Origin of the sequence: Alcaligenes aquatilis (assembly GCF_003076515.1) — a bacterium.
GTDB lineage: Bacteria > Pseudomonadota > Gammaproteobacteria > Burkholderiales > Burkholderiaceae_B > Alcaligenes > Alcaligenes aquatilis.
On record NZ_CP022390.1, the window covers coordinates 2,738,629 to 2,763,256 of the forward strand.

The 24,628-nt window shown below is 56.4% G+C and carries 25 protein-coding genes; 12 read left to right on the plus strand and 13 right to left on the minus strand.

What is annotated here, in order from left to right; genetic code table 11:
- Position 1 precedes the first annotated feature (1 nt).
- Positions 2-613, plus strand: coding sequence for a 1,6-anhydro-N-acetylmuramyl-L-alanine amidase AmpD (gene ampD, locus CA948_RS12525; protein WP_108728162.1), 612 nt, complete (start codon positions 2-4; stop codon positions 611-613).
- On the opposite strand, the gene CA948_RS12530 is transcribed toward ampD, so the two are convergent.
- The 5 genes from CA948_RS12530 to CA948_RS12550 form a co-directional block, all read right to left on the minus strand.
- The gene (locus CA948_RS12530; RefSeq protein ID WP_108728163.1) at positions 601-1,713 is read right to left on the minus strand and encodes an alpha-hydroxy acid oxidase; all 1,113 of its coding nucleotides are present in this window, start codon (positions 1,711-1,713) and stop codon (positions 601-603) included. The two genes, ampD and CA948_RS12530, sit on opposite strands and share 13 nt — an antisense overlap.
- Before the next feature lie 21 nt (positions 1,714-1,734).
- Positions 1,735-2,415: a Fe2+-dependent dioxygenase gene (locus CA948_RS12535; RefSeq protein ID WP_108728164.1), complete on the minus strand. Its 681-nt coding sequence runs from the start codon at positions 2,413-2,415 to the stop codon at positions 1,735-1,737.
- A gap of 98 nt (positions 2,416-2,513) precedes the next feature.
- Positions 2,514-4,709 carry a TonB-dependent receptor gene (locus CA948_RS12540; protein ID WP_230018973.1) on the minus strand — a complete coding sequence of 732 codons (2,196 nt, stop codon included), beginning with the start codon at positions 4,707-4,709 and terminating at the stop codon, positions 2,514-2,516.
- Between the two features lie 410 nt (positions 4,710-5,119).
- The gene (gene htpG / locus CA948_RS12545; protein WP_094198249.1) at positions 5,120-7,024 is read right to left on the minus strand and encodes a molecular chaperone HtpG; all 1,905 of its coding nucleotides are present in this window, start codon (positions 7,022-7,024) and stop codon (positions 5,120-5,122) included.
- Between the two features lie 93 nt (positions 7,025-7,117).
- Complete coding sequence (locus CA948_RS12550; protein ID WP_094195538.1) at positions 7,118-8,002, minus strand: EamA family transporter; 885 nt, start codon at positions 8,000-8,002, stop codon at positions 7,118-7,120.
- Positions 8,003-8,167: 165 nt separating this feature from the next.
- Here CA948_RS12550 and CA948_RS12555 point away from each other — a divergent pair, with 165 nt between their 5' ends.
- Positions 8,168-8,479 (plus strand): monooxygenase, encoded by a 312-nt coding sequence (locus CA948_RS12555; RefSeq protein ID WP_108728165.1) that lies wholly within the window; start codon positions 8,168-8,170, stop codon positions 8,477-8,479.
- Positions 8,480-8,929: 450 nt separating this feature from the next.
- On the opposite strand, the gene CA948_RS12560 is transcribed toward CA948_RS12555, so the two are convergent.
- The gene (locus tag CA948_RS12560) at positions 8,930-9,472 is read right to left on the minus strand and encodes a carboxymuconolactone decarboxylase family protein (RefSeq protein ID WP_094195536.1); all 543 of its coding nucleotides are present in this window, start codon (positions 9,470-9,472) and stop codon (positions 8,930-8,932) included.
- Positions 9,473-9,603: 131 nt separating this feature from the next.
- Between CA948_RS12560 and CA948_RS12565 the strand changes: the two genes are divergently transcribed.
- Positions 9,604-10,458, plus strand: a complete 855-nt coding sequence (locus CA948_RS12565) for an AraC family transcriptional regulator (protein ID WP_094195535.1) — start codon at positions 9,604-9,606, stop codon at positions 10,456-10,458.
- On the opposite strand, the gene CA948_RS12570 is transcribed toward CA948_RS12565, so the two are convergent.
- A complete protein-coding gene (locus CA948_RS12570; protein WP_108728166.1) occupies positions 10,450-11,343 on the minus strand; it encodes a LysR substrate-binding domain-containing protein in 894 nt (297 codons plus the stop codon). The two genes, CA948_RS12565 and CA948_RS12570, sit on opposite strands and share 9 nt — an antisense overlap.
- 154 nt (positions 11,344-11,497) lie before the next feature.
- Here CA948_RS12570 and CA948_RS12575 point away from each other — a divergent pair, with 154 nt between their 5' ends.
- From CA948_RS12575 to CA948_RS12585, 3 genes are all read left to right on the plus strand, one after another.
- Entirely contained in the window at positions 11,498-12,490 is a 993-nt protein-coding gene (locus CA948_RS12575) for a Bug family tripartite tricarboxylate transporter substrate binding protein (protein WP_094195533.1), read from the plus strand.
- A gap of 15 nt (positions 12,491-12,505) precedes the next feature.
- On the plus strand, positions 12,506-13,681 hold the full coding sequence (locus CA948_RS12580; protein ID WP_108728167.1) for an amidase: 1,176 nt from the start codon (positions 12,506-12,508) through the stop codon (positions 13,679-13,681).
- Between the two features lie 252 nt (positions 13,682-13,933).
- A complete protein-coding gene (locus CA948_RS12585; protein ID WP_108728168.1) occupies positions 13,934-15,247 on the plus strand; it encodes a ferredoxin reductase family protein in 1,314 nt (437 codons plus the stop codon).
- A 158-nt stretch (positions 15,248-15,405) separates the two neighbouring features.
- On the opposite strand, the gene CA948_RS12590 is transcribed toward CA948_RS12585, so the two are convergent.
- Positions 15,406-16,014: a TetR/AcrR family transcriptional regulator gene (locus CA948_RS12590; protein WP_094195530.1), complete on the minus strand. Its 609-nt coding sequence runs from the start codon at positions 16,012-16,014 to the stop codon at positions 15,406-15,408.
- Between the two features lie 144 nt (positions 16,015-16,158).
- Between CA948_RS12590 and CA948_RS12595 the strand changes: the two genes are divergently transcribed.
- The 5 genes from CA948_RS12595 to CA948_RS12615 all read left to right on the plus strand — a co-directional run bounded on the left by CA948_RS12595 (position 16,159) and on the right by CA948_RS12615 (position 21,432).
- Positions 16,159-17,667, plus strand: coding sequence for a DHA2 family efflux MFS transporter permease subunit (locus tag CA948_RS12595; RefSeq protein WP_108728169.1), 1,509 nt, complete (start codon positions 16,159-16,161; stop codon positions 17,665-17,667).
- A gap of 34 nt (positions 17,668-17,701) precedes the next feature.
- Positions 17,702-18,082 (plus strand): RNA-binding S4 domain-containing protein, encoded by a 381-nt coding sequence (locus CA948_RS12600; RefSeq protein WP_026484973.1) that lies wholly within the window; start codon positions 17,702-17,704, stop codon positions 18,080-18,082.
- A gap of 433 nt (positions 18,083-18,515) precedes the next feature.
- The gene (locus CA948_RS12605; RefSeq protein ID WP_108728170.1) at positions 18,516-19,670 is read left to right on the plus strand and encodes a mandelate racemase/muconate lactonizing enzyme family protein; all 1,155 of its coding nucleotides are present in this window, start codon (positions 18,516-18,518) and stop codon (positions 19,668-19,670) included.
- Positions 19,671-19,700: 30 nt separating this feature from the next.
- Positions 19,701-20,675 carry a Bug family tripartite tricarboxylate transporter substrate binding protein gene (locus tag CA948_RS12610; protein ID WP_108728171.1) on the plus strand — a complete coding sequence of 325 codons (975 nt, stop codon included), beginning with the start codon at positions 19,701-19,703 and terminating at the stop codon, positions 20,673-20,675.
- A gap of 115 nt (positions 20,676-20,790) precedes the next feature.
- Positions 20,791-21,432 (plus strand): HD domain-containing protein, encoded by a 642-nt coding sequence (locus CA948_RS12615; RefSeq protein WP_108728762.1) that lies wholly within the window; start codon positions 20,791-20,793, stop codon positions 21,430-21,432.
- A gap of 13 nt (positions 21,433-21,445) precedes the next feature.
- Here CA948_RS12615 and CA948_RS12620 read toward each other — a convergent pair whose 3' ends face one another.
- From CA948_RS12620 to CA948_RS12640, 5 genes are all read right to left on the minus strand, one after another.
- Positions 21,446-21,820, minus strand: a complete 375-nt coding sequence (locus tag CA948_RS12620) for a nucleotide pyrophosphohydrolase (RefSeq protein ID WP_108728172.1) — start codon at positions 21,818-21,820, stop codon at positions 21,446-21,448.
- Between the two features lie 70 nt (positions 21,821-21,890).
- Positions 21,891-22,352, minus strand: coding sequence for a YaiI/YqxD family protein (locus CA948_RS12625; protein ID WP_108728173.1), 462 nt, complete (start codon positions 22,350-22,352; stop codon positions 21,891-21,893).
- Between the two features lie 3 nt (positions 22,353-22,355).
- The gene (locus CA948_RS12630) at positions 22,356-22,622 is read right to left on the minus strand and encodes a hypothetical protein (protein WP_094195523.1); all 267 of its coding nucleotides are present in this window, start codon (positions 22,620-22,622) and stop codon (positions 22,356-22,358) included.
- A gap of 360 nt (positions 22,623-22,982) precedes the next feature.
- The gene (locus CA948_RS12635; RefSeq protein WP_094195522.1) at positions 22,983-23,264 is read right to left on the minus strand and encodes a peptidylprolyl isomerase; all 282 of its coding nucleotides are present in this window, start codon (positions 23,262-23,264) and stop codon (positions 22,983-22,985) included.
- A 101-nt stretch (positions 23,265-23,365) separates the two neighbouring features.
- On the minus strand, positions 23,366-24,067 hold the full coding sequence (locus CA948_RS12640; protein WP_108728174.1) for a TerC family protein: 702 nt from the start codon (positions 24,065-24,067) through the stop codon (positions 23,366-23,368).
- Between the two features lie 289 nt (positions 24,068-24,356).
- Between CA948_RS12640 and CA948_RS12645 the strand changes: the two genes are divergently transcribed.
- Positions 24,357-24,605 carry a TonB-dependent receptor gene (locus CA948_RS12645; protein WP_203226720.1) on the plus strand — a complete coding sequence of 83 codons (249 nt, stop codon included), beginning with the start codon at positions 24,357-24,359 and terminating at the stop codon, positions 24,603-24,605.
- The last annotated feature ends 23 nt before the right edge of the window (positions 24,606-24,628 follow it).

Sequence of the window (24,628 nt, forward strand, 5' to 3'; positions counted from 1 at the left end):
CATGGCCCGCATGCACCACGCCTATGACCTGGACCGCCAGGGCTGGCTTAAACCCCATGCCAATGTCCTGCGTGCCTTGTCACCCAATCAGGATGACCGCCCCGAGGGCGACACCCCAACCCTGCTGGTGCTGCACAATATCAGCCTGCCACCGCAAGAATTTGGCGGGCCGTATATCCGGGATTTCTTCCAGAACAAGCTGGATATCAGTGCACACCCCTGGTTCGAGAACATCCGGGACCTGAAGGTTTCAGCCCACTTTCTGATCCAGCGTACCGGCCACATCATCCAGTTTGTCCCTACTACCCGCCGCGCCTGGCACGCAGGTGTGTCGCGTTTTGAAGACCGCGAACGCTGCAACGACTTCTCTATTGGTATCGAGCTGGAAGGCAGCGATTTCGAGCCCTTTACTGAAGCGCAGTACCGGGAACTGTCCCGTTTGAGCCGCGCCTTGCGCATGCGCCATAACCTGAACGCAGTACGAGGCCACGAACATATCGCCCCAGGACGCAAGACAGATCCGGGGCCGTTCTTTGACTGGGAACGGGTAAAACGCGAGCACGGCTGGCCCAAAGAAACCTTGCCGGAACAAGAATTGGATCAGGGCCGATAAAGTACGTCGGGGCCGATATCGGCCAAAGTATTACAGCCGGTCAGTGCCATGGCCACTTCCAGCTCCGCCCGCAGAATATGCAATACATGGGCCACGCCAGCGGCTCCGGCAGTCGCCAAACCATAAATATAGGGACGGCCAATCATCACCGCCGTCGCCCCCAAAGCCAGAGCCTTGAGTACATCGGTACCGCGTCGAATACCGCCATCCATCAATACCGGCACCCTCTCCCCCACGACCTGACAAACCTGCGACAAAACGTCCACAGAGGCGGGAGCACCATCCAAAGTGCGCCCACCATGATTGGACACAACCATTCCGGCGACCCCTACATCAAGCGCTCGCTGAGCGTCACGGGGGCGCATGATTCCCTTGACCCAAACAGGCAAAGGACTGTGCTGCACCAGCCAGGCAAGGTCATCCCAGGTGGGGGCACTATTTAATAGGCCACTGCCAAATAAAGGGCTGGTGCCTGCTGCACCTAAAACCGCCTGCTGCCTGGGAGCGCCCCGCAGATTCACGGCGTCCACACCCTCGGGCAAAGCAAACCCCGCACGCTGCTCCTGATTACGCGAGCCATTGACAGCAGCATCCACCGTCAACATCAAAGCGGCATAACCCGCTGCCTTGAGCCGTCCCAATAAATCCGACGTAAATGCGCGATCCGTTTGCCAATACCACTGTGCCCACAACGGGGCATGCGCCTGTGCGGCAATCTCTTCAAAGGAATGACTGGCCTGCATGCTGATTACGCTGGTCGCGCCCATCGCACCCGCGCCCAGCACACTGGCCAATTCACCTTCAGGATGAGCCAAGCACTGATAAGCCACGGGCGCCAGAAGAATCGGGTAGTCCATAGACTGCCCTTGCAGTGTCAAACGGGTGGAAGGCTGATCAAACTCACCTAGAGCAGCAGGCCATAAACCCCAGCGCCCGAAGCTGGCCAGGTTGTCTTGCACAGTAAACTCATCGGCCGCCCCTGCACTGAAATACGCCCAGTCCTGTGCGCGCATACGCACACGGGCATAGGGTTCGTAATCCCTCAGGCAGGCAATCTGGGCCGGAATATTACTGAGCGGGGGCAGCCGTTCTTGGGACATGATCAATCAAACTCCTGGCGATCAGACATCGCTCCATTCGCGCAGCAAATTATGATAAATCCCCGTCAGGCGCGACAGCTCCTGGGCATCTGCGTTCTGCTTGGCCAGTTGCTGAATGCTCTGATCCAGCTCCCACAGCAGTTTGCGTTGATGCGCATGACGCACCATGCTTTGCGTCCAGAAAAACGAGGCATAGCGTGTTCCTTTAGTCACCGGCTGTACACGATGCAAACTGGTCCCCGGATACACCACCATATGCCCTGCAGGCAGTTTGATGGACTGTGTTCCGTATACATCTTCGATGATCAGTTCCCCGCCCTCGTATTCGTCGGGGTCGCTAAAAAACAAGGTTGTGGAGACATCAGTACGCAGACGCTGTCCCGTGCCAGGAACCGTAAAAATCGCGTTATCGATGTGGTTGCCGTACTCCCCGCCGCCCTCGTAACGGTTAAAACGTGGTGGCAACATACGCAGGGGCAAGGCAGCGGCAATAAAGCCGCTGTGCTGACCCAATACATGCATTAAAAACTCCCCCATCTGCCTGGCGACGGCTGTATCAAGAGGCAATTGCAGATTGCGTTTGCTGTGCTGGGCCAGATAACCCGCCGTCGTGCGCCCATCTTCCCACTGTGCCTGCTCCAGGGCCTGGCGACACTCATGCAACTGTTCAGCATTGAGCACATCGGGGATCGTAATCAGCATGGGGCACCTGCCAAAACAAAAGGAATACAAGGTAAAGCAAGAAACAGACAGGCCGCCCCAAAAGGCGGCCCATCTGAATTTACACGACAAAACGCAACTTACTCGAAGCGGTAAGAGGCATTGAACATGTAAGAGCGGCCTGGGCCAACGTTGGCAAAAAGGCCGACGTGGGAAGCATCATACATGCGCACATTGCTGATGTTGTTGACGTTGAACTGGAAAGATACGTTCTTGTTCAGGTCGTAGCGCGCCATTGCATCGTAGCGCCAGTAGGAAGGCAGCTTCAATTGATTGGCGTCATCCACAAAGCGTTTGCCCACAAACGTGGCACCTGCGCCCAAGGTCAGCTCGGGCATGACTTTGTAGGTCGTCCAGACGTTGAAGCTCTGCTTGGAGATGAACTTCATCTGCTTACCGTCAAAGACATTATTGCCGCTGCGGTATTTCTTGATCTTGGGGTCCAGATAGGTGTAACCCGCCCATACATTCCAGTTCGGGGTAATTGCACCGGCCGCACCCAACTCCAGGCCACGTACACGGTTGCTGCCGCTCAAGGACACATCGCCAGTCAAAGGATCGGTAGAACGAGCATCTTTCTTGTCGGTCTGGAAAATGGCCGCTGTCAAAGACAACTTCTCGTCGGCCACGTCCCACTTTGTCCCCAACTCCCAGCTGTAGCTGCGCTCGGGCTTCAGGTCACGAATAGCGGCGCCACCTGCCGGGCCATCTGCACCACCGGCCTGACCCAGGTTCTCCCCTGTCGGGTTGGAAGAGGTGCCATAGCTCAGGTAGATAGAACCATTGCGCGCTGGCTTATAGACCACACCCAACTGATAGTTCCACATATCATCTTTGCGGGACTCCTGGGTATTGTCGACCTCAAAACGATCAAATCGCACGCCACCATTGACCGACCATTGCTCATTAAACGCAATGGTGTCAAAGATATACGCCGAGCGTGTCTTGATATCGCCTGCTTTGGTTTTGGAGCCATAGTTCAAGGAATAGCTGTAGCTGCGATTGGGATTCGGATTATAAAAAGAGTCCGTATCCGAGCCAGGCGTGCCCGTGATGCTTCGGTTGTAGATATCCTCCTTGCTGAACTCAAGCCCGGCTACCACATCATGTTTCAAGGTACCCGTTGTAAACGTACCGTATACGTCGGTTTGGTTCAGCAGGGACTCCGAACTGCGCCAGCGCGCCCGATCCGATCTTGTGAACAGCAAGCCCTCCCCCTCACTGGCGCACGCACCACCCGAATTGGCCTTGCAATTGTCAAACGACGGTCTGGTCATCAAGTAATGATTCAAGGTCTTGCCATAGCGCGTCACGTTGCGAACTGTGAAACGCTCATTAAGGTCATGCTCAATCTGTGCCGTGGCGGTATCTGCCGTATATTCACGAAAATCGACCTGATGACGACCGTAGAAATTGTCTCGGTCTGCTTCCAAGGGGGTCACACGATCCGGATTGGCCGCGTTCCGGAAGGGAAAGCCCAGGTCCGGCATATCTTTGTTTTCAAGATGCGAATACGACAAGGTCACACGTGTGGGGGTACCCAAACCAAAAGCAATGGAAGGAGCGATCCCCCAACGGTCGATTGTCACGCCATCACGACCTGCGACGTCACCCCCCATGCGCATCAGGTTCAAGCGGATTGCACCTGTGTCCGAAAAAGCATAATTGCCGTCTGCCGTCAGACGATATTGGTCCGACGTCCCGTAACCTGCTTCCACCTGGAAAAAGTCTTTCAGCTTGGGAGACTTGGTCACCAGATTCAGGCTACCGCCAGTGCCGCCACGGCCTGTATACGCCGAGCTGGGGCCCTTCAAGACTTCAACCGATTCCAGGTTGAAGGTCTCGTGCGAGCCACGGGAGTAATCACGCACACCGTCAATAAAAATATCGGTACTGGCCTCATAACCACGGATAAAAGGACGATCTCCCACGGGAGTGCCGCCTTCGCCCGAACCCAAAGTAATGCCGGGAGTGGTGCGCAACACGTCTTGCAGCGATGTCGCACCACGATCCTTGATCACCTCCTCTGGAATCACGGTGATAGAGCGCGGTGTGTTAAGCAAAGTCTCAGAGAACTTCACCGATTGCGCTTTATGGGCCTGAAAGCCCTCAATGCCATTGGCATCTTCCGAGCCTTGAACTTTGATCGACTGCAACTCGGTCACGCCTGGATTGGCGGTTTGAGCGATCACAGGACTCGTCAGGGCGGCAAACAGGGCAGCAGACAAGACCGTCTCGGCAAAGCGACGAGGCGGCACAGAGGAAACGAACGACATTACCAGCTCCATATGGTAGGTATCACTTTTTCAAGGCTGTGCGATCAAAGCAGGGTTGATCGCGCGCATTAGCGGTGTTTCGATGCCTGATAAGTGCTTTTAATAGGAACCGTAATATTAATCATTCCCATTCTTAAGTCTATCCAAATATTACGATTTCCTTAAATTCAACTCAAAACTAGCGGGTTTTGGCCCACAGTGTCGTGTCCATGCATCGTATTACGATCAATTCTCATTAAGATAGACAAAAACCAAAAAATCGCTTAACACCCCTTTCCCTTTAACTACGCCCTTCTTCCATCAATGGTCTGTCAACACGCACAAAAAAGGCCTCTATCGTACACATCAGGATAGAGGCCTATGTATTGGCAACTGACTCCACCTTCAGGCAGAGCCAGCAAGCTTCAGATTTACAGATTCAGCAGCAAGCGATTCACACGTTTCACAAAGCTGGCGGGATCTTGCAAGGCGGCTCCTTCAGCCAGCATGGCTTGTTCCAGCAACAACTGGGCCCACTGTTCAAAGGCTTCATCGTCAGCGGCCTGAACCTTGGCGATCAAAGCATGCTCCGGGTTGATTTCCAGGATTGGCTTAACTTCAGGGGCTTCCTGGCCAGCGGCTTGCAGCATACGCAGCAAATGCGGGCTCAGTTCATTGGCATCGACCACCACACAAGCAGGGGAATCGACCAGACGGGCCGTAATACGCACTTCCTTGACCTTCTCGCCCAGCGTGGCTTGCAGACGCTCGACCAGCGGCTTGAAGGTTTCAGCCACTTCGGCTTGGTGTTTCTTTTCTTGCTCGTCTGCCAGCGAATCCAGGTCCAGACCGCCCTTGGCCACGGACACCAGTTGCTTGCCTTCAAATTCGCGCAGATAGGACAGCATCCACTCGTCCACGCGGTCGGACATCAGCAGCACTTCGATGCCTTTCTTGCGGAATACTTCCAGATGCGGGCTGTTCGATGCAGCAGCAAAGGTGTCAGCGGTGACGTAGTAAATCTTGTCCTGACCTTCTTTCATGCGACCGATATAGTCGTTCAGGGACACGGTCTGGGCCGAGCCTTCCTGATGCGTGGACGCAAAGCGCAGCAAGGCTGCAATACGAGCCTGATTGCCCATGTCTTCGCCGGTGCCTTCTTTCAGCACCTGACCAAACTGGCCCCAGAACTCGGCGTATTGCTCGGGCTGGTTCTCGGCCAGATCTTCCAGCAAGGACAGAATGCGCTTGGCGCTGCCTTCACGGATGGCACGGACATCACGGCTTTCTTGCAGGATTTCACGCGAGACGTTCAGCGGCAGGTCAGCCGAATCGATCACGCCACGCACAAAGCGCAAGTAGGCGGGCAACAGTTGGTCGGCGTCATCCATGATGAACACACGCTTGACGTACAGCTTCACGCCACGGCGGGCATCGCGGTCCCACAGATCAAAAGGAGCTTGCTTGGGAACGAACAGGAGCTGGGTGTATTCGCTACGGCCTTCGACCCGGTTATGTGTCCAGGCCAAAGGGTTCTCGTAATCGTGAGCGATGTGCTTGTAGAACTCCTGGTACTGTTCGTCGGTAATTTCCGACTTGGAGCGTGTCCACAAGGCGCTGGCCTGGTTCACGCTTTCCCATTCGTCCTGCGTGACTTGTTGCTGCTTCTCTTCGTCCCACTCTTCCTTGCGCATTTGCACCGGCAAGGAGATGTGGTCGGAGTAGCGACGCAGCACGTTGCGCAAACGCCAGCCGTCCAGGAAATCGTCCTCGCCTTCACGCAGATGCAAGGTGATGGTGGTGCCGCGCTCGGCTTTTTCAGCGGCGGCAATGGTGAACTCGCCTTCGCCGGAGGATTCCCACAGCACCGCTTCCTGATCCTCACCGGCGCGACGTGTCAGCACGGACACCTTGTCAGCCACGATAAAGGAAGAGTAAAAGCCCACGCCAAACTGACCAATAAGCTGAGTATCTTTTTGCTTGTCGCCCGTCAGTTGGGAAAAGAACTCTTTGGTGCCCGAGCGGGCAATAGTGCCCAGGTTGGCAATTGCCTCGTCACGCGACATGCCAATGCCGTTGTCGGAAATGGTGATCGTGCGCTGTTCTTTATCGAACTCCACACGGATACGCATTTCCGGATCGCCTTCCAGCAAAGCTGGATTGTCGATGGCCTCGAAGCGCAGTTTGTCACAGGCATCCGACGCATTGGATACCAGCTCACGCAGGAAAATCTCCTTGTTGCTGTACAAGGAGTGAATCATCAAATGCAATAATTGTTTGACTTCAGCCTGAAAACCTAGGGTTTCGGACGTATTCGCAGTGTCAGTCTGGCTCATGGTGAAAAAGCAAAAAATGGGTTGATTGCCGCGCGCCAAAGCACGCCCTATTGCAAGCAGATAGGGACAGCCTGCGATATTTCAAGAGAGCGATCAGGCAGCAGGACCGGAGGTCAGGGCAATAACCCCGCTGATCATGACGGCACAGCCCAACAAACTCCAGATATTGGCCTTCTCGCGCAGCACGACCATGCCCAACAGCGTGCCTGCCATCATGGACATTTCACGAGCAGGGGCCACCATGGACAAGGGTGCTCCCAGCCTCAAGGCCTGCAAAACCAGAATGTAGGACATGGGCGAGAGCAGGCCCACGGCCGCCGCCAATTTCCAATAAGGTTTAAGTTTGACGAAACCATCGCGCCCACGCTTGGCGATGAAGGGGGCCAACATGCCCAGCCGCAGCACATTGCTGAACCAGTCCAGCAGAAACGGCGAGATCAACAAGACGGTAACGCCATAAGCATCCACCACGGTATAGGCGGCAATCAGAACCCCGGTCTGCATGCCCCAACGCACCCCTGTCAATGCAGAGGGGCTGAAAAAACGTCGTAGGTGACCTTGTGTGGCAATGAGCAAAATCCCCATCACCACCAGCAAAATACCGAGCACGCCCAAAGGCCGTACCGGTTCGCCCAGCAAGATGAAGGCACCAATAGACGAGAGCATGGGCCCGGTGCCCCGAGCGATGGGATACACCACCGATAGGTCTGCCACCTGATAGCCTTTTTGCAGACTTAGGCTATAGCCCATATGCAGCAAGGCGCTGAGCAGCAAACAGGTAATGGTTTCGCTAGTCCAAGGCATATTGCCTTGAGTGAAAACCACCCACAGCATGATGGGGAAGTAAAACAGGATGGCGAAAAAAGAGTAGGCAAATACGAAATGCGCTCCTGCCATCGCAGCCCGTTTTGAGAGCAGATTCCAACCCGCATGAATGAACGCAGCACACACCACCAACAACAACGCGGTCCAGGACATGAGGGCTTCCAGCAGCAAATAGCAAAAGAAAACTATACGCGCCCTTCATGGGCGAGGCCAGCCAATCAAGCCGCCCGCAACGTCCTATGACAAATAAGAGACAGTAACGGGCAATTCAACCATCAAGGTATGATGTTCGGCACGTATTTTGATATGGAGCCAATCATGAGCACCTTGCTGTATGTTGATTTTCCTTACCCAGGCCCGTGGGGGTCAGAGATGAGCGACGCCATGCAAGAACTGGCGCAATCAATCAGCCTGGAGCCGGGTCTGATCTGGAAAATCTGGACAGAAAACAAGGAACAATCCAAAGCAGGCGGGGTCTATCTGTTCAAGGACAAGTCCAGCGCGCAGGCGTATCTGGACATGCACAGCAAGCGGCTCAATAGCTTTGGCATCACCGACATTGATGCACGCTTCTTCGATGTGAACCAGCCACTGACAGACATTAATTCTGGCCCCTTGTCGGCCAAGTAAAACACGGCCTGCAAACGCAGAAAAGGCCCCCACGCTGCGCCTTCGGCTTGCTGCCTCCCAAGGGGGTGCGTTTTGCCTTGGGGCGGCCCGGCGGCAAAACAAGCCCCCACGCTACGCCTTCGGCTTGCTGCCCACCGAGGGGGGCTTTTTGCCTTGGGACGGCCCGGCGGCAAAACAAGCCCCCACGCTACGCCTTCGGCTTGCTGCCCCCAAAGGGGGTGCGTTTTGTCTTGGGGCGGCCCGGCGGCAAAACAAGCCCCCACGCTACGCCTTTGGCTTGCTGCCCCCCGAGGGGGTGCGTTTTGTCTTGGGGCGGCCCGGCGGCAAAACAAGCCCCCACGCTGCGCCTTCGGCTTGCTGCCTCCCAAGGGGGTGCGTTTTGCCTTGGGGCGGCCCGGCGACAAAAAAAGCCCGCCTGCCAATACGCGGGCGGGCCATCACACAGCGTGCTTACGCAGTCAGTTCAACAGCCTTGAAATCAACCGGGACTTCCAGCGCGTTATTGATGTAGTTGGTGAACAGGTTCAAGGCGGTCACACCGACCAGTTCCACCACTTCACCTTCAGAAAAACCGGCATCGCGCACGGCTTGCACATCGGCAGCCGACACTTGCCCACGCTGATCCACCAGCTTGAGCACAAACTTCAAGGCCGCTGCGGTACGTGGATCATCGGACTGACCACGCTGGGCCTGGGCCAGCGTCTCCGGACTCAAGCCGGCATTGGCACCGAGCACGTTGTGGGCGGCCAGGCAGTATTCGCAACGATTGCGATCAGCAATGGCTACGGCCAATTGCTCACCTAATTTCGCACCCAGCTGGCCACCGGCAAAAGCGCCGAAGGAGCCCCACATGCTGCGCAAGGCGGCGGGCGAATTGGACACCATACGGAACATGGCGGGCACGCTGCCACCAAATGCTTTTTGAATTTCCTGCAAAGCGGGCTGGCTGGCAGCGGGAGCTTGGGCAACGTCAGGCAAAGTAAGGCGGGACATGGTGATCTCCTGGTGAGGACGGCCAAGGTGGCCAAAAAGAAGCGAGTAGGCATAGTGTCTCGCCAAGAGCAGGATCATTGGATAAGATTAGTCTCGACAACTTACCTTTTCATCCAGACAAGGATGGTTTCATGAACCTGGATCGCCTCTCCCTTCTGCTGGAACAGTTCCGCGTTCGCGCCCATTTGTTCTACAACGGCTCTTTATGTGGGGTAACCCGCTTCTCGGCCCAGCCAGGGCGTGCCTTTTTGCACATTCTGCGACGCGGCCAGTTAAGCGTGCGCCACGACCCGCGTGATCCGGTGCCGGAAATCATGACGATTGATCGCCCCAGCCTGTTGTTTTATCCTCGCCCGCTGGAGCATGCCTTTTACGATCTACCTGAGGAGGGCTCGGACTTCACCTGCGCCACCCTGGATTTTGACGGGGGAGAGCATCACCCCTTGGCCCGCTCTCTGCCCGATCTGATTATTGTCCCGCTGGAAGAGGCCGCTGGTCTGGAGCAGGCACTGGACCTGCTCTTTGCGGAAACGGAGTCGGTACGCTGCGGCCATCGGCTGTTGGCGGACCGTCTGTTCGAGATTGTCTTGTTGCAATTGCTGCGTTGGCTGTTTGACCATCCTGATCGTTGCGAGATTCCCGTAGGTTTGTTTCGCGGCTTGTCGCACCCGCCTGTGGCGCGAGCTTTGCTGGCCATTCAGGCCGATCCGGGCCGGGACTGGACCGTGCAATCGTTGGCACAGGAAGCCAAGATGTCACGCAGCGCATTTGCCGTGCAGTTCAAGCATTGGGTCGGCGATACGCCAGCCGACTATCTGGCCCAATGGCGCCTGTCGCTTGCCTGTCAGCGGCTGGCCCAGGGCCAGTCTGCCAAACGCATTGCCCTGGATCTAGGCTATGCCAATCCCTCTGCCCTATCCCGTCTGTTTCGGCAGCGCACGGGCCAATCCATGCGGCAATGGCTGGCTGCCCGTCAATCAGCTTGAGCGATGCTGCTCCAGCACCGCCAGAAAATTCACCAAAGCCGGGTTGGTATTGTCCGAGACATAAGCACTCATTAGCTCGGCCGTAATATCGTCTGCGTCCAGCAAAGGCAGATACTCCAAGGTATCGGTACGCAAGCGCGCCAAGGACGCGGGCACAATCGCTGGAGCAATACCCGCTTCGACCATGACCAGCACCGTAGGCACCATGCTTTCCTGCGCAAAGCGCGGCAAGCAGCCCGAGCGCTGCAACATGCGCTGCTGCAGCAGATGAAAATAACGCGACTGCTGGCGTGAGTACGCCACCATTTCATAAGAAAAAGCCTGATGCAAGGTCAGTCCCTGGCTATGTTCCTGGGCACGTGGATCATCACGCCTGAGCACAAACATCATGGGTTCGGACTCCACCAACTGCGGGTTCAAGTCCGGCACAGCAAAGGAAGGCCGGATCATGGCCACATCCACCCGGCGCTCGTACAGGGCAGCGGGCATCTCGCTGGAATTCATCTCGTAGATCTGAATATCTACTTGGGGGAAGTCCTGGCGAAAGCGATACAGATGCTTGGACACGCCGGCATAGGCACTGCTGGGCGTCAGTGCAATACGCAACATGCCGGTTTCGCCTCTATGCACTTGCTGTACCGCCTGCAGCGTCTGCTCCAGCTCGTTGCCGATCAGGCGCAGGCGACGCTGCAACTCCTGTCCGGCCGCCGTCAATTGCACCGTGCGCGTGGTGCGGATAAACAAGGTCGCCCCTATCTGTTCTTCCAGCCTGCGTATGGCCTGACTCAAGGGCGGTTGGGTCATGAACAAACGCTGAGCAGCACGGCCAAAATGCAGCTCTTCGGCCACCACCAAGAACATCTCGCTTAATTTGGAGTCCAGCATATGCCCGCCAATCAGGTTTAAAAATGAATTAATAATGACTATTTTTAATATTAGACAACATAATTAGCGCTTACTACCATCCATCCTGACACTTATCAAAAACAGGGCCATACTGCACGTCACTGCGAATATTGGCCCAACGCAGGAGATGAACATGACTGTATTCAAGCATCGCGCCCCCTTATTGAGTGGCCTGCTCACACTGACGTTGTTGGGTTCCGGTTCGGCCATGGCCGACGCGCCTTACCCGTCGCAAGCCATTACCTTTGTGGTGCCTTATGCTGCAGGTGGCAGCTCGGACACCCGTTCGCGCATGCTGGCTCAAAAAATGAGCGACAGCCTGGGGGTGACGATTGTGGTGGAAAACAAGCCCGGTGCCAGCGGCAATATCGGCACCAGCATGATTGCCCGCGCCAAGCCCAACGGCTACACCATCGGCCTGGGCAACTTTGGCCCCATGTCGGTGAACAAGGCACTGTACGGCAGCAACCTGCCCTTCGATCCTGAACAGGATTTGCAACCCATCGCCCTGATCGAGCGCGGCGCCATGGCGCTGGGTGTGAACAGCAGCTCGCCCTACCAGTCCTTGGCCGATCTGGTGGCCGACGGCAAGCAAAACCCCAACAAACTGGACTACGCCTCGACCGGCGCAGGCGGTGCATCGCACTTGCTAACTGAACAATTCAAGGCCACCTCCGGCTTTGATGCCGTACACGTGCCTTACCGTGGTGGTGCTCCCGCATCGAACGATCTGCTGGCCGGTAATATTTCCTTCTATCTGGAGCTGGCCAGCTTGTTCCTGCCCCACATGCAAATCGACAACCCGCGCCTGCGCGTGCTGGGCGTGACCTCGCAAGAGCGTCTGAAAGCCATGCCGGACACCCCCACCTTCAAAGAACAAGGGGTGGACCTGGTGGCCTCGAACTGGTTTGGCGTGATTGCTCCCGCAGGGTTGCCCGCTGATGTGCTGGAAAAACTGAACACTGCTGTCAATGACGCCCTGAAAGATCCAGACTATCGTCAGATTGTGGAGTCCCAAGGTGCTCAAGTCGTAGGTGGCACGCCTGAAGAATTCACCGCTTTTGTGAAAGAAGAAACCAAACGCTGGACTGCACTGATCAAGGATCAGAACATCTCGATCCAGTAACCCTGCTTCTCCCTTATGACTGCCCCCCCTTCCTCTCTCGCTTTGCAGGACCAGTCCATCCAGGCCTGGTCCTGGCTGGCTGATCCGGCCACCTGTATCAGCACTGCCCCCGACGGCCCCTTGGCCGGCCTGACTTTCGGCGTAAAAGACGTGTTGGATGTCCAAGGCATGCCGACACGTTATGGTGCACATTTCCCCCATGCCTTGCCCGCAGAGCGCGATGCAGCTTGCGTCGCCTTGTTGCGCCAGGCCGGCGCCATTGCCATGGGCAAAACTGTCACCGCCGAATTTGCTTACGCCGCCCCCGGCCCCACCCGTAACCCGCTGAACCTGGACCATACGCCTGGCGGTTCTTCCAGTGGTTCAGCAGCAGCCGTAGCGGCCGGTATGGTGGATTTTGCATTGGGCACCCAAACGGGAGGCTCCATGATGCGCCCCGCTGCGTTTACCGGCATCCTGGGTTTCAAACCCAGCTTTGGCGCGGTCCATCGCAGCGGTCTGTTCTTGTTGTGCGACAGCCTGGACACCATTGGCTACTTCAGCCGGGACTTGTCTGTGCTGCGCCGTGTCGCCTCGGTCTTGCAAGGGTTACCGGATAGTCGAGTCCCCAGCGCGCCACGTATCGGCGTGCTCGATGGCAAAGACCTGGGCCCGATTACCCCCGCTGCGCTGGCCGCCTTGGAACAGGGCTGCCAGCACCTGGAGCAACAAGGCGCCCGACTGGAACGTCTGCCTGCAGATGCGCAACTGAAAGAACTGCTGATCCTGCAAGGACAGATCATGGCGTATGAAATGGCCCGCAGCCTGCTGCCCGTCTGGCAAGCCAGCCCGGATGCCTTGCGGCCCGTTACGGTGCAAGCCATCAAGCAGGGCCTGGATCTGCCCCCGGCGGACTACCACGCCTGGCAAGCGCGCCGCCGTCAACTGCAACAGGAATGGCAGGATCGCTATGGGCATTTTGATGCCTTATTGACCCCGGCTGCTCCTGGGCCTGCGCCCTATGGGCTGGACAGTACCGGTTCTTCAGTTCTGAACCGCCCCTGGTCCTTGCTGGGCTGGCCTACCTTGAGCCTGCCCGCACCGGGACAAGACAGCCCGCTGCCTTTGGGTTTGCAACTGATCGGACAAGCTCATCAAGATGGGGCATTGCTAGACCTTGCCTCACTGCTGTGCCCCGTCAAACAGGTCTGAAAAGCAATCGAGCCACTTATTCTGCAACACGCGGAAACAGAGTAAACAGCAACCAGAATCATTAACAAATATTTTAAATAACAACTATTTAGAGGTGTTTTGAGCTTTCTCAACTGACCCTTGAATACAGGCTCCACAAACGACTAGGCAACGTATTACCCTGAATGAAGTGTTTTCAGTGCGCTGCGTCAGTACGTTCTTCACATCACGACCACGCAGCGCCCAGTTCTTTCAAACAATTCGGAACAGGCCATGCGTCGCCCTCTCTTATTGCTGCTCTCTGCCTTCTTTTTGATCTGGGCTGTTGAAGCCCTGTGGCTTGCCCCTTCGCCGCCTGGCGATACGCTGTGGGTAGTCCGACAAGAAGGCATGCTGCTGACTGGCATTCTGGCCTTGGGCACCATGACGGCCATCATGGTCCTGGCCCTGCGCCCCCGTCGTCTGGAGCCTTGGCTAGGGGGCATGGACAAAGCCTACAGACTGCATAAGTGGCTGGGCATCATCGCCATTTTGTTCAGCCTGGCCCATTGGCTCAGCAAGGAATCCAAAGGTCTGATTTCTGCGGCGATTGGCACGGGCGGCCGGCTGGCCAAAACTCCTGTTCCTGAATGGGTCAGCCTGTTCAAACCTTATGCCAAATCACTGGGCGAATGGACGTTTTACGCGCTGATTCTGATGCTGATCATCACGCTGGCGCGCCGTACGATTTCCTATAAGAAATGGTACAGCCTGCACCGCCTGATGCCCGTGGCCTATCTGATCCTGATCTTTCATGGTGTGGTGCTGACACCCCCTGCCTACTGGAGCGGCATAGGCGGCTGGGCACTGGCCATCACCATGGTGATCGGGACGGTAGCAGCCGGCATCCAACTGCTACGCAACCTGAGTTCGGCCTATCCACACACAGGCACCGTCATCTCCTGTACGTCACAAGGCGATGTGCTGGAGGTGCAATGCCGCATGGACCAGTCCTGGCCTGGGCACCAGGCCGGACAGTTCGCCTTTCTACGCTTGAAGGGGGAATCTGAAGCCCATCCGTTCACCTTGTCCGATGCCGATCAGGACAACCAGATTGTGCGCTTTCATATCAAGCAACTGGGCGACTGGACACGCGAATTGCCCGAGCGTTTGCATATCGGCCAAAACATCGAGCTCGATGGCCCCTATGGCCGCTTTACTCAGCCGGAAGGTGACGACAACGGTATCTATATCTGGGTCGGTGCCGGTGTAGGCGCCACGCCCTTTCTGTCCTGGTTAAGCCAGGAGCACAAAGAAGGTCATGCTCCCTACGCCTATCTGCAATATGCCTGTCAGCATGGCTATGATCCGCTGGCGCAAGCGTTGAGCAAAGCCGCCAAGGAACACCCGGATGTGGATCTTGAAATTTATGCCGATGGCCGTCGTTGGTCACCCAAAGAGGTCATGCAACACTATCACGCCGACAAGCCCATGCATATCTGGTTCTGTGGGCCGGCGGCCATGGGCAGGCAATTGAAGCGCGAACTCAAGCAGACCTTACCGGCGAAATCCTGGACTTTGCACAAAGAACACTTCCAGTTCCGCTAAGTCTTTGCTGATCCAAAAACTGGCCCTGCTTCGATTAAGGAGCAGGGCCAGTTCTGTTGATGACTGTCTACATCCAGGAAACACCGCTCTGAGACCGCTACCGGTTCTGGTTCAGCTTCTCTGAATGCCGCGTAAACACACAGCACCGCTCTACCACGCTATTTATACGGGTGAGGGAGCTTCGCCCCAAGCATGGACACAAAAAGAGTCACCAGATTGTCTTCCAGGGCTGCCCACTGCTCAGCGGTTTCCAGACCCATATTATCGACTGCGCCGTGCATGCCCTGGTAGATCACCCAAGCGGTCAAATCCACATCCGCCACAGACCAGACTCCGGCGTTTTGCCCTTCGCTCAGGATCCGGTGCAGTGGCTCGGTCACCACGTTGCGCTCACCCTGGTAATTGCTGCGTATATGGTCTGAAAACACCAAATCATGCATGTCCAGCGTGTCTCTATACCCCTGTACCGAGGCCCGAATCCAACAGGTCAGACGCTGCACCCAATCATCTTCCGGGGCCTGCTCCAACGCCCCTTGCACCCGGTCATGAAACTGCTGGATGAACTGCTCGCGCAAGGCGGCCAGGATCTCCTGTTTGGAACTGAAATAGTGATAGAACAAGCCCTTGGACATGCCGGCCCGCAACACAATTTCATCGACTGGCGTGGCATCAAACCCCTGTTGCAGAAACAAGGCGGCGGCCGCCTCCAATAAATCTCGGCGACGAACTTCAGAGGGTTGGGTACGAGGTGTTTTAGCGGCGGTCATGGGCGTCAAGGTATCAGAAAAAACCCGACAATGTGCTTGGTCGGAGCTTACCGCGTTATTTTAGCCAGCCTGTTTATTTTTCATTGACTGACAGTCAGTCAATATTTTATAGTCGTCGATAATAATTCTCATTTATCAAATCTTATGACTCGCCGACTTGCTCTAACCATCGCCATTTACCTGGGGACCTTCATGGTTACCCTGGACATCAGCATCGTCAATCTTGCCTTGCCCCGCATGCAGCAAGCCCTGCAAACCGATATGGCCGGGCTGCAGTGGATTGTGGATGCGTATGCGCTGTGTCTGTCCGCCTTCATGCTGTCCGCCGGCCTGCTGGGGGATCGCTACGGACGCAAGAAAAGCTGGCTGCTGGGCGTGCTGGCCTTCACCGTCGGCTCCATGGTGTGCGCCTTGGCCGGTTCATTGAGCGCCCTGCTTTGGGGCCGCATCGTGCAAGGCATGGCGGGGGCTTTGCTTATTCCCGGTGCCTTGTCCATCCTGACACACGCCTTTCCGGACACGGCCCAGCGTGCCCGGGTGATTGGCGGCTGGTCCTCCTTCAGCGCACTGGCCCTGGTGCTGGGCCCGATTCTGGGCGGTGTGCTGGTTGATGTGGCCGACTGGCCTGCGATCTTCAGCCTGAACCTGCCACTGGGTCTGCTGACCTTGGGCTTGGGCCTGTGGGGCATTCAGGAATCGGCCAACCCCGAACACGCGGCCTTCGACCCGATCGGCCAGTTGCTAAGCGTTATCTGGCTCGGTTCCCTGACCTACGGCCTGATCAGCGCGGGTGAACAAGGCTGGCACGCCACCGAGACGCTACGCTCCCTGGGCGTGGCCGCGGTCACTTTCGTGACGTTTATCTATGCCCAAACCCGCGTCGCCCGCCCCTTGCTGCCGTTAAGCCTGTTTCGGGACTACCGCTTCAGCACCGCCAATATCGCCTCCTTTGTGCTGGGTTTTGCCGCCTACAGCAATGTGTTTTTCCTGTCTCTGTTCTTCCAGAACGCCTTAGGCTGGAGCGCAACCCAAACCGGCTGGGGGCTGGCCCCGCAGTTCATCAGCATGGCCGTGCTGGCCTCCCGTTTCGGTGCCTTAAGCCAACGCTTTGGCTTGAAGCTGATCCTGACTACGGGTTTTGGCCTGATGGCAGCCGGTTCCTGGTTCATGATGTTGTTGCAACCTGGCACTTCCTACTGGATGGCGGGTGTCGCTTTGGCCGTACTGGGCATAGGCATGGGCTTGTCTGTTCCGGCATGCAGTACCTTGGTCATGAATCTGGTGCCGCGTGAGCGTTCCGGCATGGCATCGGCCACTACCAACGCCATCCGCCAAACCGGCATGACCTTGGGCGTTGCCCTGCTGGCGTCCTTGATGAGCCAGGGCGCCGTCAGCTCTTTGTCCAGCCGCCTTGATCCGGTCAATCCCCTGCTGGAGCAGGCTCAGCACATCATTAGCTCCGGTCAGGTAAATCTGCCTGCCTCGGCCGATCCCGTGTTCTGGATGCACGCCATCCAGCACGCCTGGGCGGACGGCTTCCACCGCGTCATGTTCTGGGCCGGATTGCTGGCCGTCTTCAGTCTGGTTCTGCTGCTGCGTCTGCGTTTGCCTCGTGTGCAGGCAGCGCCTGCCGCTGCGGTGGAATTGCATTAAGCCCGGCTATGACAGACTGGATTTACAATAACGCATGGACAAATTACGACTGGATAAATGGCTCTGGGCAGCGCGCTTTTACAAGACGCGCAGCCTGGCTTCTGAGGAGATCACCAAAGGACGGGTTTTGCTGAATCAGCAAAGCACCAAACCTGCCCGCGAAGTCTCCATTGGTGATGTGATTACCCTGCGCAAAGAAACACCGGCCATGGAAGTTCACGTCACCGCATTGAGCGGCGTGCGTGGCCCAGCCCCGGTTGCGCGCCAGTTGTATCAGGAAACGGAAGAAAGCAGCACACGGCGCGCCCAGGCCGCCGAACAACGCCGTCTGGCCCCCGAGCCTGCACTGGATTTTGATGCCGGGCGTCCGACCAAAAAAGATCGTCGTCAAATGCAGTTGCTGCGAGGTAAATAGACCGCTCGCTGCGCATACTTCGCACGACTGAAAAAGCCCTGCCACGCTGTCCTGCTTGGCAGGGCTTTTTTGTGAACCGCTCTTTTGGCGCGTCTATCAACCACGTTTCACAACGATCTGGACAGGAAGTAAAACCAACCACTGTTTGCCTTTTCCCCGCTGATCTTCCGACCTACTCAACAAGCCCCTGTGCTGCTGCTAAACAGCGTACAAAGCGTCTGCTTCCCGTCCTCCAAAAGATTTTCTTATCCTGCAAGCCCTCCCCCGAGAAGCTAGCCACGCGCTCCAGAAATTCGTTTTGATATATCAGATCACGAGTATATATATCAATTAAATCAAGGGTTTACACCATTGATTGCGCTTGCGACAAAAAGCTATAAATCTAAAACAATTACATGCAAACGCATTCAAAAAAGTGTGAGGAGACAGGAAAATGAAGATCACGGCCGTACGCGCCATTCCCTTGAACGTGCCTTTTCAGTTCGATAGCGCGGGCATCAAAAAACCCACGAATCTAGCCATCTGTCATGTCGAAATCGAGACCGATGAAGGCATCACCGGCTATGGACTGAGTGCCATTACCGAGGAGCACCCCGTTGCCAGCACCATCAACGATATTCTGGCCAGCGACCTGATCGGGCAAGACCCCTTGCACACCGAGCGCCTATGGGATCGCATGTACTGGAACGTGTGCCCTCGGGGCCAGACAGGTTATGCCATGCACGCCATCTCGGCACTGGACATCGCTTTATGGGACATCAAGGGCAAAGCCTTGGGTTTGCCAGTGTGGAAACTGCTGGGCGGTGCTCGTGAAAAAGTCCCCGCCTACGCAACCTTCGGTTTTGCTTTCCTGGGCGAAGAAGAGTTGGTCAAGGTCGCTCAAGGCTGCGTGGATCAAGGCTTTCAGGGTTTGAAAATGGTAGTAGGCCATCATGGTCTGCAACGTCGCGACGAACCGCGTCCCCTGGCCGAGCTGATTCGTCAGGACATGCGCCGCATGAGCCTGGTACGCGAGGCCATTCCCGCCGACATGTCGCTATACATCGACGGCAACTGCAGCCTGGACTATGTGCATGCCAAAGCCATCGCCCGTCATGCCCGCGATCTGGACGTCGGTTTTTTTGAGGAACCCATTACCCAGAACGACACGGGCCGCCTGCGTGAACTGCGCCAAAGCACAGGCATCACCATTGCCGCTGGCCAGAACGAAGGCCAGTCCTATCGCTTCCGTGATCTGCTGATGCAGCAAGCCGTGGACATTCTGCAACCCAACGTGCTGATTTCCGGCGGCTTCACCCAGTCCCGCAAGATCTTCGCCCTGGCAGAGAGCTTCAACGCTTCGGTCGCCAATGGCGGGGCTTTCCCCTCCCACAACGGTCACCTGCACTGCGGCCTGTTAAATGGCGGCGATGTGGAATGGCACCTGGCCGCCAGCGCCATGATGGCCGAGATCTACACCGGCCTGCCCCAGCCCGAACAAGGCTGGCTGCGCATGCCTGACGCCCCCGGCCTGGGGCTGACACCACGACACGATCAAATCGACAAGCTGCGCAGCAACCCCGGCAGCCTGGGCTCCGGCAAAGGCTGAAACTAACAACTACCGAGGAGGTAAAAAAACATGAAACCCTGGTCCCGTGTTGTACTTGCCCTCAGTTTTATCTTTGCTGCCGCGCCCCAAAGCTGGGCAGCTCCCCCCGCCTGGGCCGAGCGCCCGGTGCGGCTGATCGTCCCCTCTGCCGCAGGCGGTTCGGGCGATACCCTGGCCCGGCCGCTCGCCGAAGCGCTGGGCACTGAAATAGATCAAACCGTGGTTGTGGAAAATAAAGGAGGCGTAGGCGGCGTGCTGGGTGCCAGCATGGTGGCCAACTCCAGCCCCGCAGACAATCAGCTTTTGTTTGGTGCCGTGCATCACATGATTGCACCTTCCGTGTTGAAAAACTTTCCCTACGACACCCGCAAAGACCTGAAAGCCGTCACCCTGATTGCCGCCATGCCCAATGTGCTGGTGGTGAACGCCAATTCACCCTATCGCAGCGTAGACGACCTGCTGGCCGCCGCCAAACAAGGGGCTGGCGTGAACTATGGCACCAGCGGCGTGGCCACCATGCTGCATCTGATGGCGGGCAAGCTGGAAAAGAGATCCGGCACCACCATGACCGCCGTGCATTACAAAGGCAGCGGTCCGGCAGTCATGGCGCTGATCAGTGGCGATCAGGTGGACTTTATGTTCGAGACCATGCCGTCGGCCGTGGCGCAGATACGCAATGGCCGCTTGCGCGCCTTGGCGGTTTCCAGCCCCGAACGTGCCCCTGCCCTGCCGGATGTGCCGACCCTGAAGGAGCTGGGCATGGATGAAATCAGCGCCCAGACCTGGTACGGAATTTTCATGCAAGGGGACGTGCCGGACACCACCGTACAAAGCGTGGCAGACCGCATTCACCGGGCCTTGAATACCGACAAGATCAAGGAAATCTGGGAGGGGAACGGAGCAACTCTGGTCACCAATAGCCCAGCCGAGTTCACCGTGTATGTGGATCAGCAGTTGAACTATTGGGCCGACTCGGTCAGTGATCTGGGGCTGAGCAACTTCTAACTCTACAAGCGTCAATTCGCCTTAAGGGCTGCCACTGGCGGCCCTTTTTCTTGAGCCTGTCCTGCCCCTCCTACTTCGCGTTATGCTGTGGCACCATCTACAGCGAACCCTAGCCATGTCCAGCCTGTTCCACCCCTTTGAAGGGCTTGCCGCCCAACTCTTACCCCACAGCAGCACCAGTCACAACGACGGCTCTCACGACCAATCGCACTTGCAACGGGTCTGGAAGAACGTCTGTGCGATTCAGGAAAAAGAAGGTGGGGATCTGCGGATTTTGCTGGCCGCAACGGTGCTGCACGATTGCGTTGCAGTGGAGAAAAGCTCGCCTTTGCGCTCTCGTGCATCCACCCTGTCGGCCGAACAAGCGCAGCATATTCTGGGGGCGATGGGCTGGTCCCAGCAAGACTGTGAAGCCGTCGGTCAAGCGATCCAAAGCCACAGTTTTTCAGCGAACATAGCGCCAGCCAGCCTGGAAGCCCGCATCTTGCAGGACGCAGACCGCCTGGATGCCATTGGTGCTTTAGGGATAGCTCGCTGCTTCTACACAGCGGGACGAATGGGATCCAGCTTGTATGAGCCGGAAGATCCACAAGCAGAACATCGCCCTCTAGATGACAAGCGCTACGCGCTGGATCACTTCCCGGCCAAGTTACTCAAACTGGCCGAGGGGTTTCAGACAAAGCGCGGCCAGGAAATCGCGCGTGAGCGACATGAACGAATGGAGCGGTTTGTAGAGGAAATGCTGGGGGAGCTGTAAGCCCTAGCTTCTTTCACAACTCCGTATATTTCTTGTTCGTCCCCCGCACCTTATCGGCGGGGTATTTCTGGGCGTTTTTCACCAGCTTGTTGGTGACAGCCTCATTCATATCCACCCCCAGAACGAAGGCCAGACGGCTCAGGTAGATCTGCACGTCAGCCAGCTCATCGCGCACGGCTTGGGCGGTTTTCGGATCGTTACCAACCTCGCGGGACTGGTCTTCTGTCAGCCATTGGAAGATTTCAATCAATTCGCCCACTTCGTTGGTCAGGGCCATGGCCAGATTTTTGGGGCTATGGAATTGGTCCCACTCACGCTCACGCGCAAACTGGGCAACGGCCTCGTTCAGGCCAGTCAAAGTCATCAGGGGGCGTTTTGAGTCTGTCATTCGGTACGTCACTTAAAAAATCTCAATCCAGCGACAGACTCACACAAGGGCCGGGGGATAGCAAGTCTGTTTACGATCTCGCCGCCGCTTTCAGGCTCATCATCAGGCGGTCCAGTGCATTGGCAAACTCGCGCCGGTCAGCCTGGCTAAAGGGGGCCGGGCCTCCGATATCCACGCCGGTGCTGCGCAGTTCTTCCATCATGTCGCGCATGGCCAGCCGCTCGCCGATGCTGTTGGCATCCAGACGTTCCCCCCTGGGGGTCAGGACCAGAGCTTTGCGCTCTAATACCTGTGCGGCCAGGGGAATGTCGGCAGTAATCACCAGGTCTCCGACACTGGCATGCTGGACGATGTAATCGTCTGCCACGTTAAAGCCCCGTGCCACCTGCACCGCCCGCAGCCAGGGCGATGGCGGGGTACGTAACATCTGGTTGGCCACCAAGATCACGTGGCGGCTCCAACGTTGCCCGGCACGGTAAAGAATTTCTTTGATAACCACCGGACAGGCATCGGCATCGACCCAAATCTGCATGGATTACAGGTCCAGGGCTTGGGCCAGCAGGCGGTCAATCACTTCATGGGTCGATACGCCTTGCTCGGCAGCACGAGCCCGCACGGCATCAATAACAGGTTGAGTCAGCTTCACGGGAAAGGACACCAAACCAGCAGCCTGATCCAGGCGACGCTGTTCGCGCCGATCAGTTGCCGCAGAATCACCTGCAAAGCGTTGTGGCGTACCCGCTTTTTTTACATTGCTCAGCAGTTTGACGGCGCTGAGTTTTTCCATATCGGTGCGTTTCATGGGTTTTCTTTAAAAGAATGGGCTGATTCGCTCAAGGTAAGCGAACAATACGGCAACAAGACCGTTAGCCTGTATGGCTGGCATACTGCGCAGCTTGCGGGAAAATGTCCAGGTTTTTTATGTATACGCCCTGATAATCAACGTATTAGCTTTCATAAGCAGGCCTGTTTCACCAGGAAAGAGACAAAAAAGCAGCCTCTTTATCGGGTGTCACGTCAGTTTTAAGGGCTACTCAATGCTTGCCTGGCCCGTCAGCCTCAGAAACCGACAAGTCCGGCTCCTAATCAATAGCCACCAGTTACCAGAGCCCAGCATGCATAAAAAAACCCGCCGAGGCGGGTTTTTATTGGCCTGATCGTATCAGTCCTGACGTGCAGTCACTTCTACCAGGTGGTAGCCGAACTGAGTCTTGACGGGGCCTTGCACAACGCCAACGGGGGCGCTGAACACAACCTGATCGAACTCGGGCACCATTTGGCCACGGCCAAATGTTCCCAGCTCGCCGCCCATGCGGGCCGATGGGCAGCTGGAATTTTCCTTGGCCACCTGAGCAAAGTCAGAACCACCTTCGATAGCGGTTTTCAATTCGTTCGCTTTCTCTTCGGTGCTGACCAGAATGTGGCGTGCGGAGGCTTGTGCCATGGTGTACTCCTTTTTTAGAAAATCGTTTGAGCTTAACCCAGAACCATGCCGGAAGCGAAGCCCCCGGCCCTGGTTCTACACCTGCTGTTTCAATTTCAGGCTTAGGCAGCTTTCTTGCGCTTGGCCGCAGCAATGCCATGACCCAAAACAACGATCAGCAAGGCACCCGCCACTTCCGCAGCCAACTTGACCGTGGAGCTAGGCTCACCGAAGTACTCGATGTATTTAACATCTGTCACCAGCATGCCACCTGCAATCCAACCCAGCAAAGCGGCACCCAATGTCACAACCATAGGGAAACGGTCGATCAGTTTCAGCACCAAGGTGCTGCCCCAGATAATAATAGGCACACTCACGACCAGACCAAAGACAACCAGACCGATCTGATGATCCGGATCTGCAGTTTGAGCCGCACCCGCAATCGCGATCACATTGTCCAGACTCATTACAAAGTCGGCAATAATGATGGTCTTGATGGCTTTCCACAAGGTGGCACCACCCTCAACATTGCCGTGCCCATCTTCTTCAGGAATCAAGAGCTTGACGCCGATCCAGACCAGCAGCAAGGCACCGACCACTTTCAGATACGGTACGGCCAGCAAAGTCAGGGCAAAGGCAATCAGGACAACACGCAAGCCAATTGCACCGGCTGTGCCCCACAAAATACCTTTCACGCGCTGTTGGGCAGGCAAATTACGGCAAGCCAATGCAATAACCACGGCGTTATCGCCCCCCAACAATATATCGATCAAAATGATCTGAAATACTGCCGCCCAACTTATCGTCTGCAAAAACTCCATCATAGGTAAGACCGCCTTTTTATATTGTTTGATTGAACGCTGACGACCATCTTGCAGAACTGTACAACGAAAAAATGACGGGCGTTGTACAAAACAAAAATGGCCTGATCCATTAAGGACACAGGCCATCTCTTTGTGGAGGATGCACCTTGCCCGTTAATGGCAAGGTCTTGCTTGCAACCCTGAGATTGCCCGGGCACCGGGAATACGTGAAAAACACAAATTACCGTGATGACGATGCGCCGGAAAGTAAGCTACTCCCCCTGATAGTTCGCAAGTATAACGATCTTGCGTGAAACAACAAAGCTTTTCGCCGGACATGGCGTTTTTTCGAGGCAAGTTCCGGATCGACGTTGCACGCTCGCCTCACGCTCTGGTCGATCTGATTGGCCGCTACGACTTCAGCAAACAATTGACGGCCACCTTGAACGTCAACAATCTGTTCAACCGCAAATATCTGAGCACACTGGATCAGACCTTCTACACCGGCTATTACGGCGCACCGCGTAATGCCATGCTGAACCTGCGTTACTCCTTCTAAGCAGCGCAGGGCCAGGTCGTAAA

What these genes read in the sequence shown, in the direction of transcription:
- ampD (WP_108728162.1), top strand. Translation starts at nt 2, where the DNA reads ATGGCCCGCATGCACCACGCCTATGACCTGGACCGCCAGGGCTGGCTT.
- CA948_RS12530 (WP_108728163.1), bottom strand. Translation starts at nt 1,713, where the DNA reads ATGTCCCAAGAACGGCTGCCCCCGCTCAGTAATATTCCGGCCCAGATT.
- CA948_RS12535 (WP_108728164.1), bottom strand. Translation starts at nt 2,415, where the DNA reads ATGCTGATTACGATCCCCGATGTGCTCAATGCTGAACAGTTGCATGAG.
- CA948_RS12540 (WP_230018973.1), bottom strand. Translation starts at nt 4,709, where the DNA reads ATGTCGTTCGTTTCCTCTGTGCCGCCTCGTCGCTTTGCCGAGACGGTC.
- htpG (WP_094198249.1), bottom strand. Translation starts at nt 7,024, where the DNA reads ATGAGCCAGACTGACACTGCGAATACGTCCGAAACCCTAGGTTTTCAG.
- CA948_RS12550 (WP_094195538.1), bottom strand. Translation starts at nt 8,002, where the DNA reads ATGTCCTGGACCGCGTTGTTGTTGGTGGTGTGTGCTGCGTTCATTCAT.
- CA948_RS12555 (WP_108728165.1), top strand. Translation starts at nt 8,168, where the DNA reads ATGAGCACCTTGCTGTATGTTGATTTTCCTTACCCAGGCCCGTGGGGG.
- CA948_RS12560 (WP_094195536.1), bottom strand. Translation starts at nt 9,472, where the DNA reads ATGTCCCGCCTTACTTTGCCTGACGTTGCCCAAGCTCCCGCTGCCAGC.
- CA948_RS12565 (WP_094195535.1), top strand. Translation starts at nt 9,604, where the DNA reads ATGAACCTGGATCGCCTCTCCCTTCTGCTGGAACAGTTCCGCGTTCGC.
- CA948_RS12570 (WP_108728166.1), bottom strand. Translation starts at nt 11,343, where the DNA reads ATGCTGGACTCCAAATTAAGCGAGATGTTCTTGGTGGTGGCCGAAGAG.
- CA948_RS12575 (WP_094195533.1), top strand. Translation starts at nt 11,498, where the DNA reads ATGACTGTATTCAAGCATCGCGCCCCCTTATTGAGTGGCCTGCTCACA.
- CA948_RS12580 (WP_108728167.1), top strand. Translation starts at nt 12,506, where the DNA reads ATGACTGCCCCCCCTTCCTCTCTCGCTTTGCAGGACCAGTCCATCCAG.
- CA948_RS12585 (WP_108728168.1), top strand. Translation starts at nt 13,934, where the DNA reads ATGCGTCGCCCTCTCTTATTGCTGCTCTCTGCCTTCTTTTTGATCTGG.
- CA948_RS12590 (WP_094195530.1), bottom strand. Translation starts at nt 16,014, where the DNA reads ATGACCGCCGCTAAAACACCTCGTACCCAACCCTCTGAAGTTCGTCGC.
- CA948_RS12595 (WP_108728169.1), top strand. Translation starts at nt 16,159, where the DNA reads ATGACTCGCCGACTTGCTCTAACCATCGCCATTTACCTGGGGACCTTC.
- CA948_RS12600 (WP_026484973.1), top strand. Translation starts at nt 17,702, where the DNA reads ATGGACAAATTACGACTGGATAAATGGCTCTGGGCAGCGCGCTTTTAC.
- CA948_RS12605 (WP_108728170.1), top strand. Translation starts at nt 18,516, where the DNA reads ATGAAGATCACGGCCGTACGCGCCATTCCCTTGAACGTGCCTTTTCAG.
- CA948_RS12610 (WP_108728171.1), top strand. Translation starts at nt 19,701, where the DNA reads ATGAAACCCTGGTCCCGTGTTGTACTTGCCCTCAGTTTTATCTTTGCT.
- CA948_RS12615 (WP_108728762.1), top strand. Translation starts at nt 20,791, where the DNA reads ATGTCCAGCCTGTTCCACCCCTTTGAAGGGCTTGCCGCCCAACTCTTA.
- CA948_RS12620 (WP_108728172.1), bottom strand. Translation starts at nt 21,820, where the DNA reads ATGACAGACTCAAAACGCCCCCTGATGACTTTGACTGGCCTGAACGAG.
- CA948_RS12625 (WP_108728173.1), bottom strand. Translation starts at nt 22,352, where the DNA reads ATGCAGATTTGGGTCGATGCCGATGCCTGTCCGGTGGTTATCAAAGAA.
- CA948_RS12630 (WP_094195523.1), bottom strand. Translation starts at nt 22,622, where the DNA reads ATGAAACGCACCGATATGGAAAAACTCAGCGCCGTCAAACTGCTGAGC.
- CA948_RS12635 (WP_094195522.1), bottom strand. Translation starts at nt 23,264, where the DNA reads ATGGCACAAGCCTCCGCACGCCACATTCTGGTCAGCACCGAAGAGAAA.
- CA948_RS12640 (WP_108728174.1), bottom strand. Translation starts at nt 24,067, where the DNA reads ATGATGGAGTTTTTGCAGACGATAAGTTGGGCGGCAGTATTTCAGATC.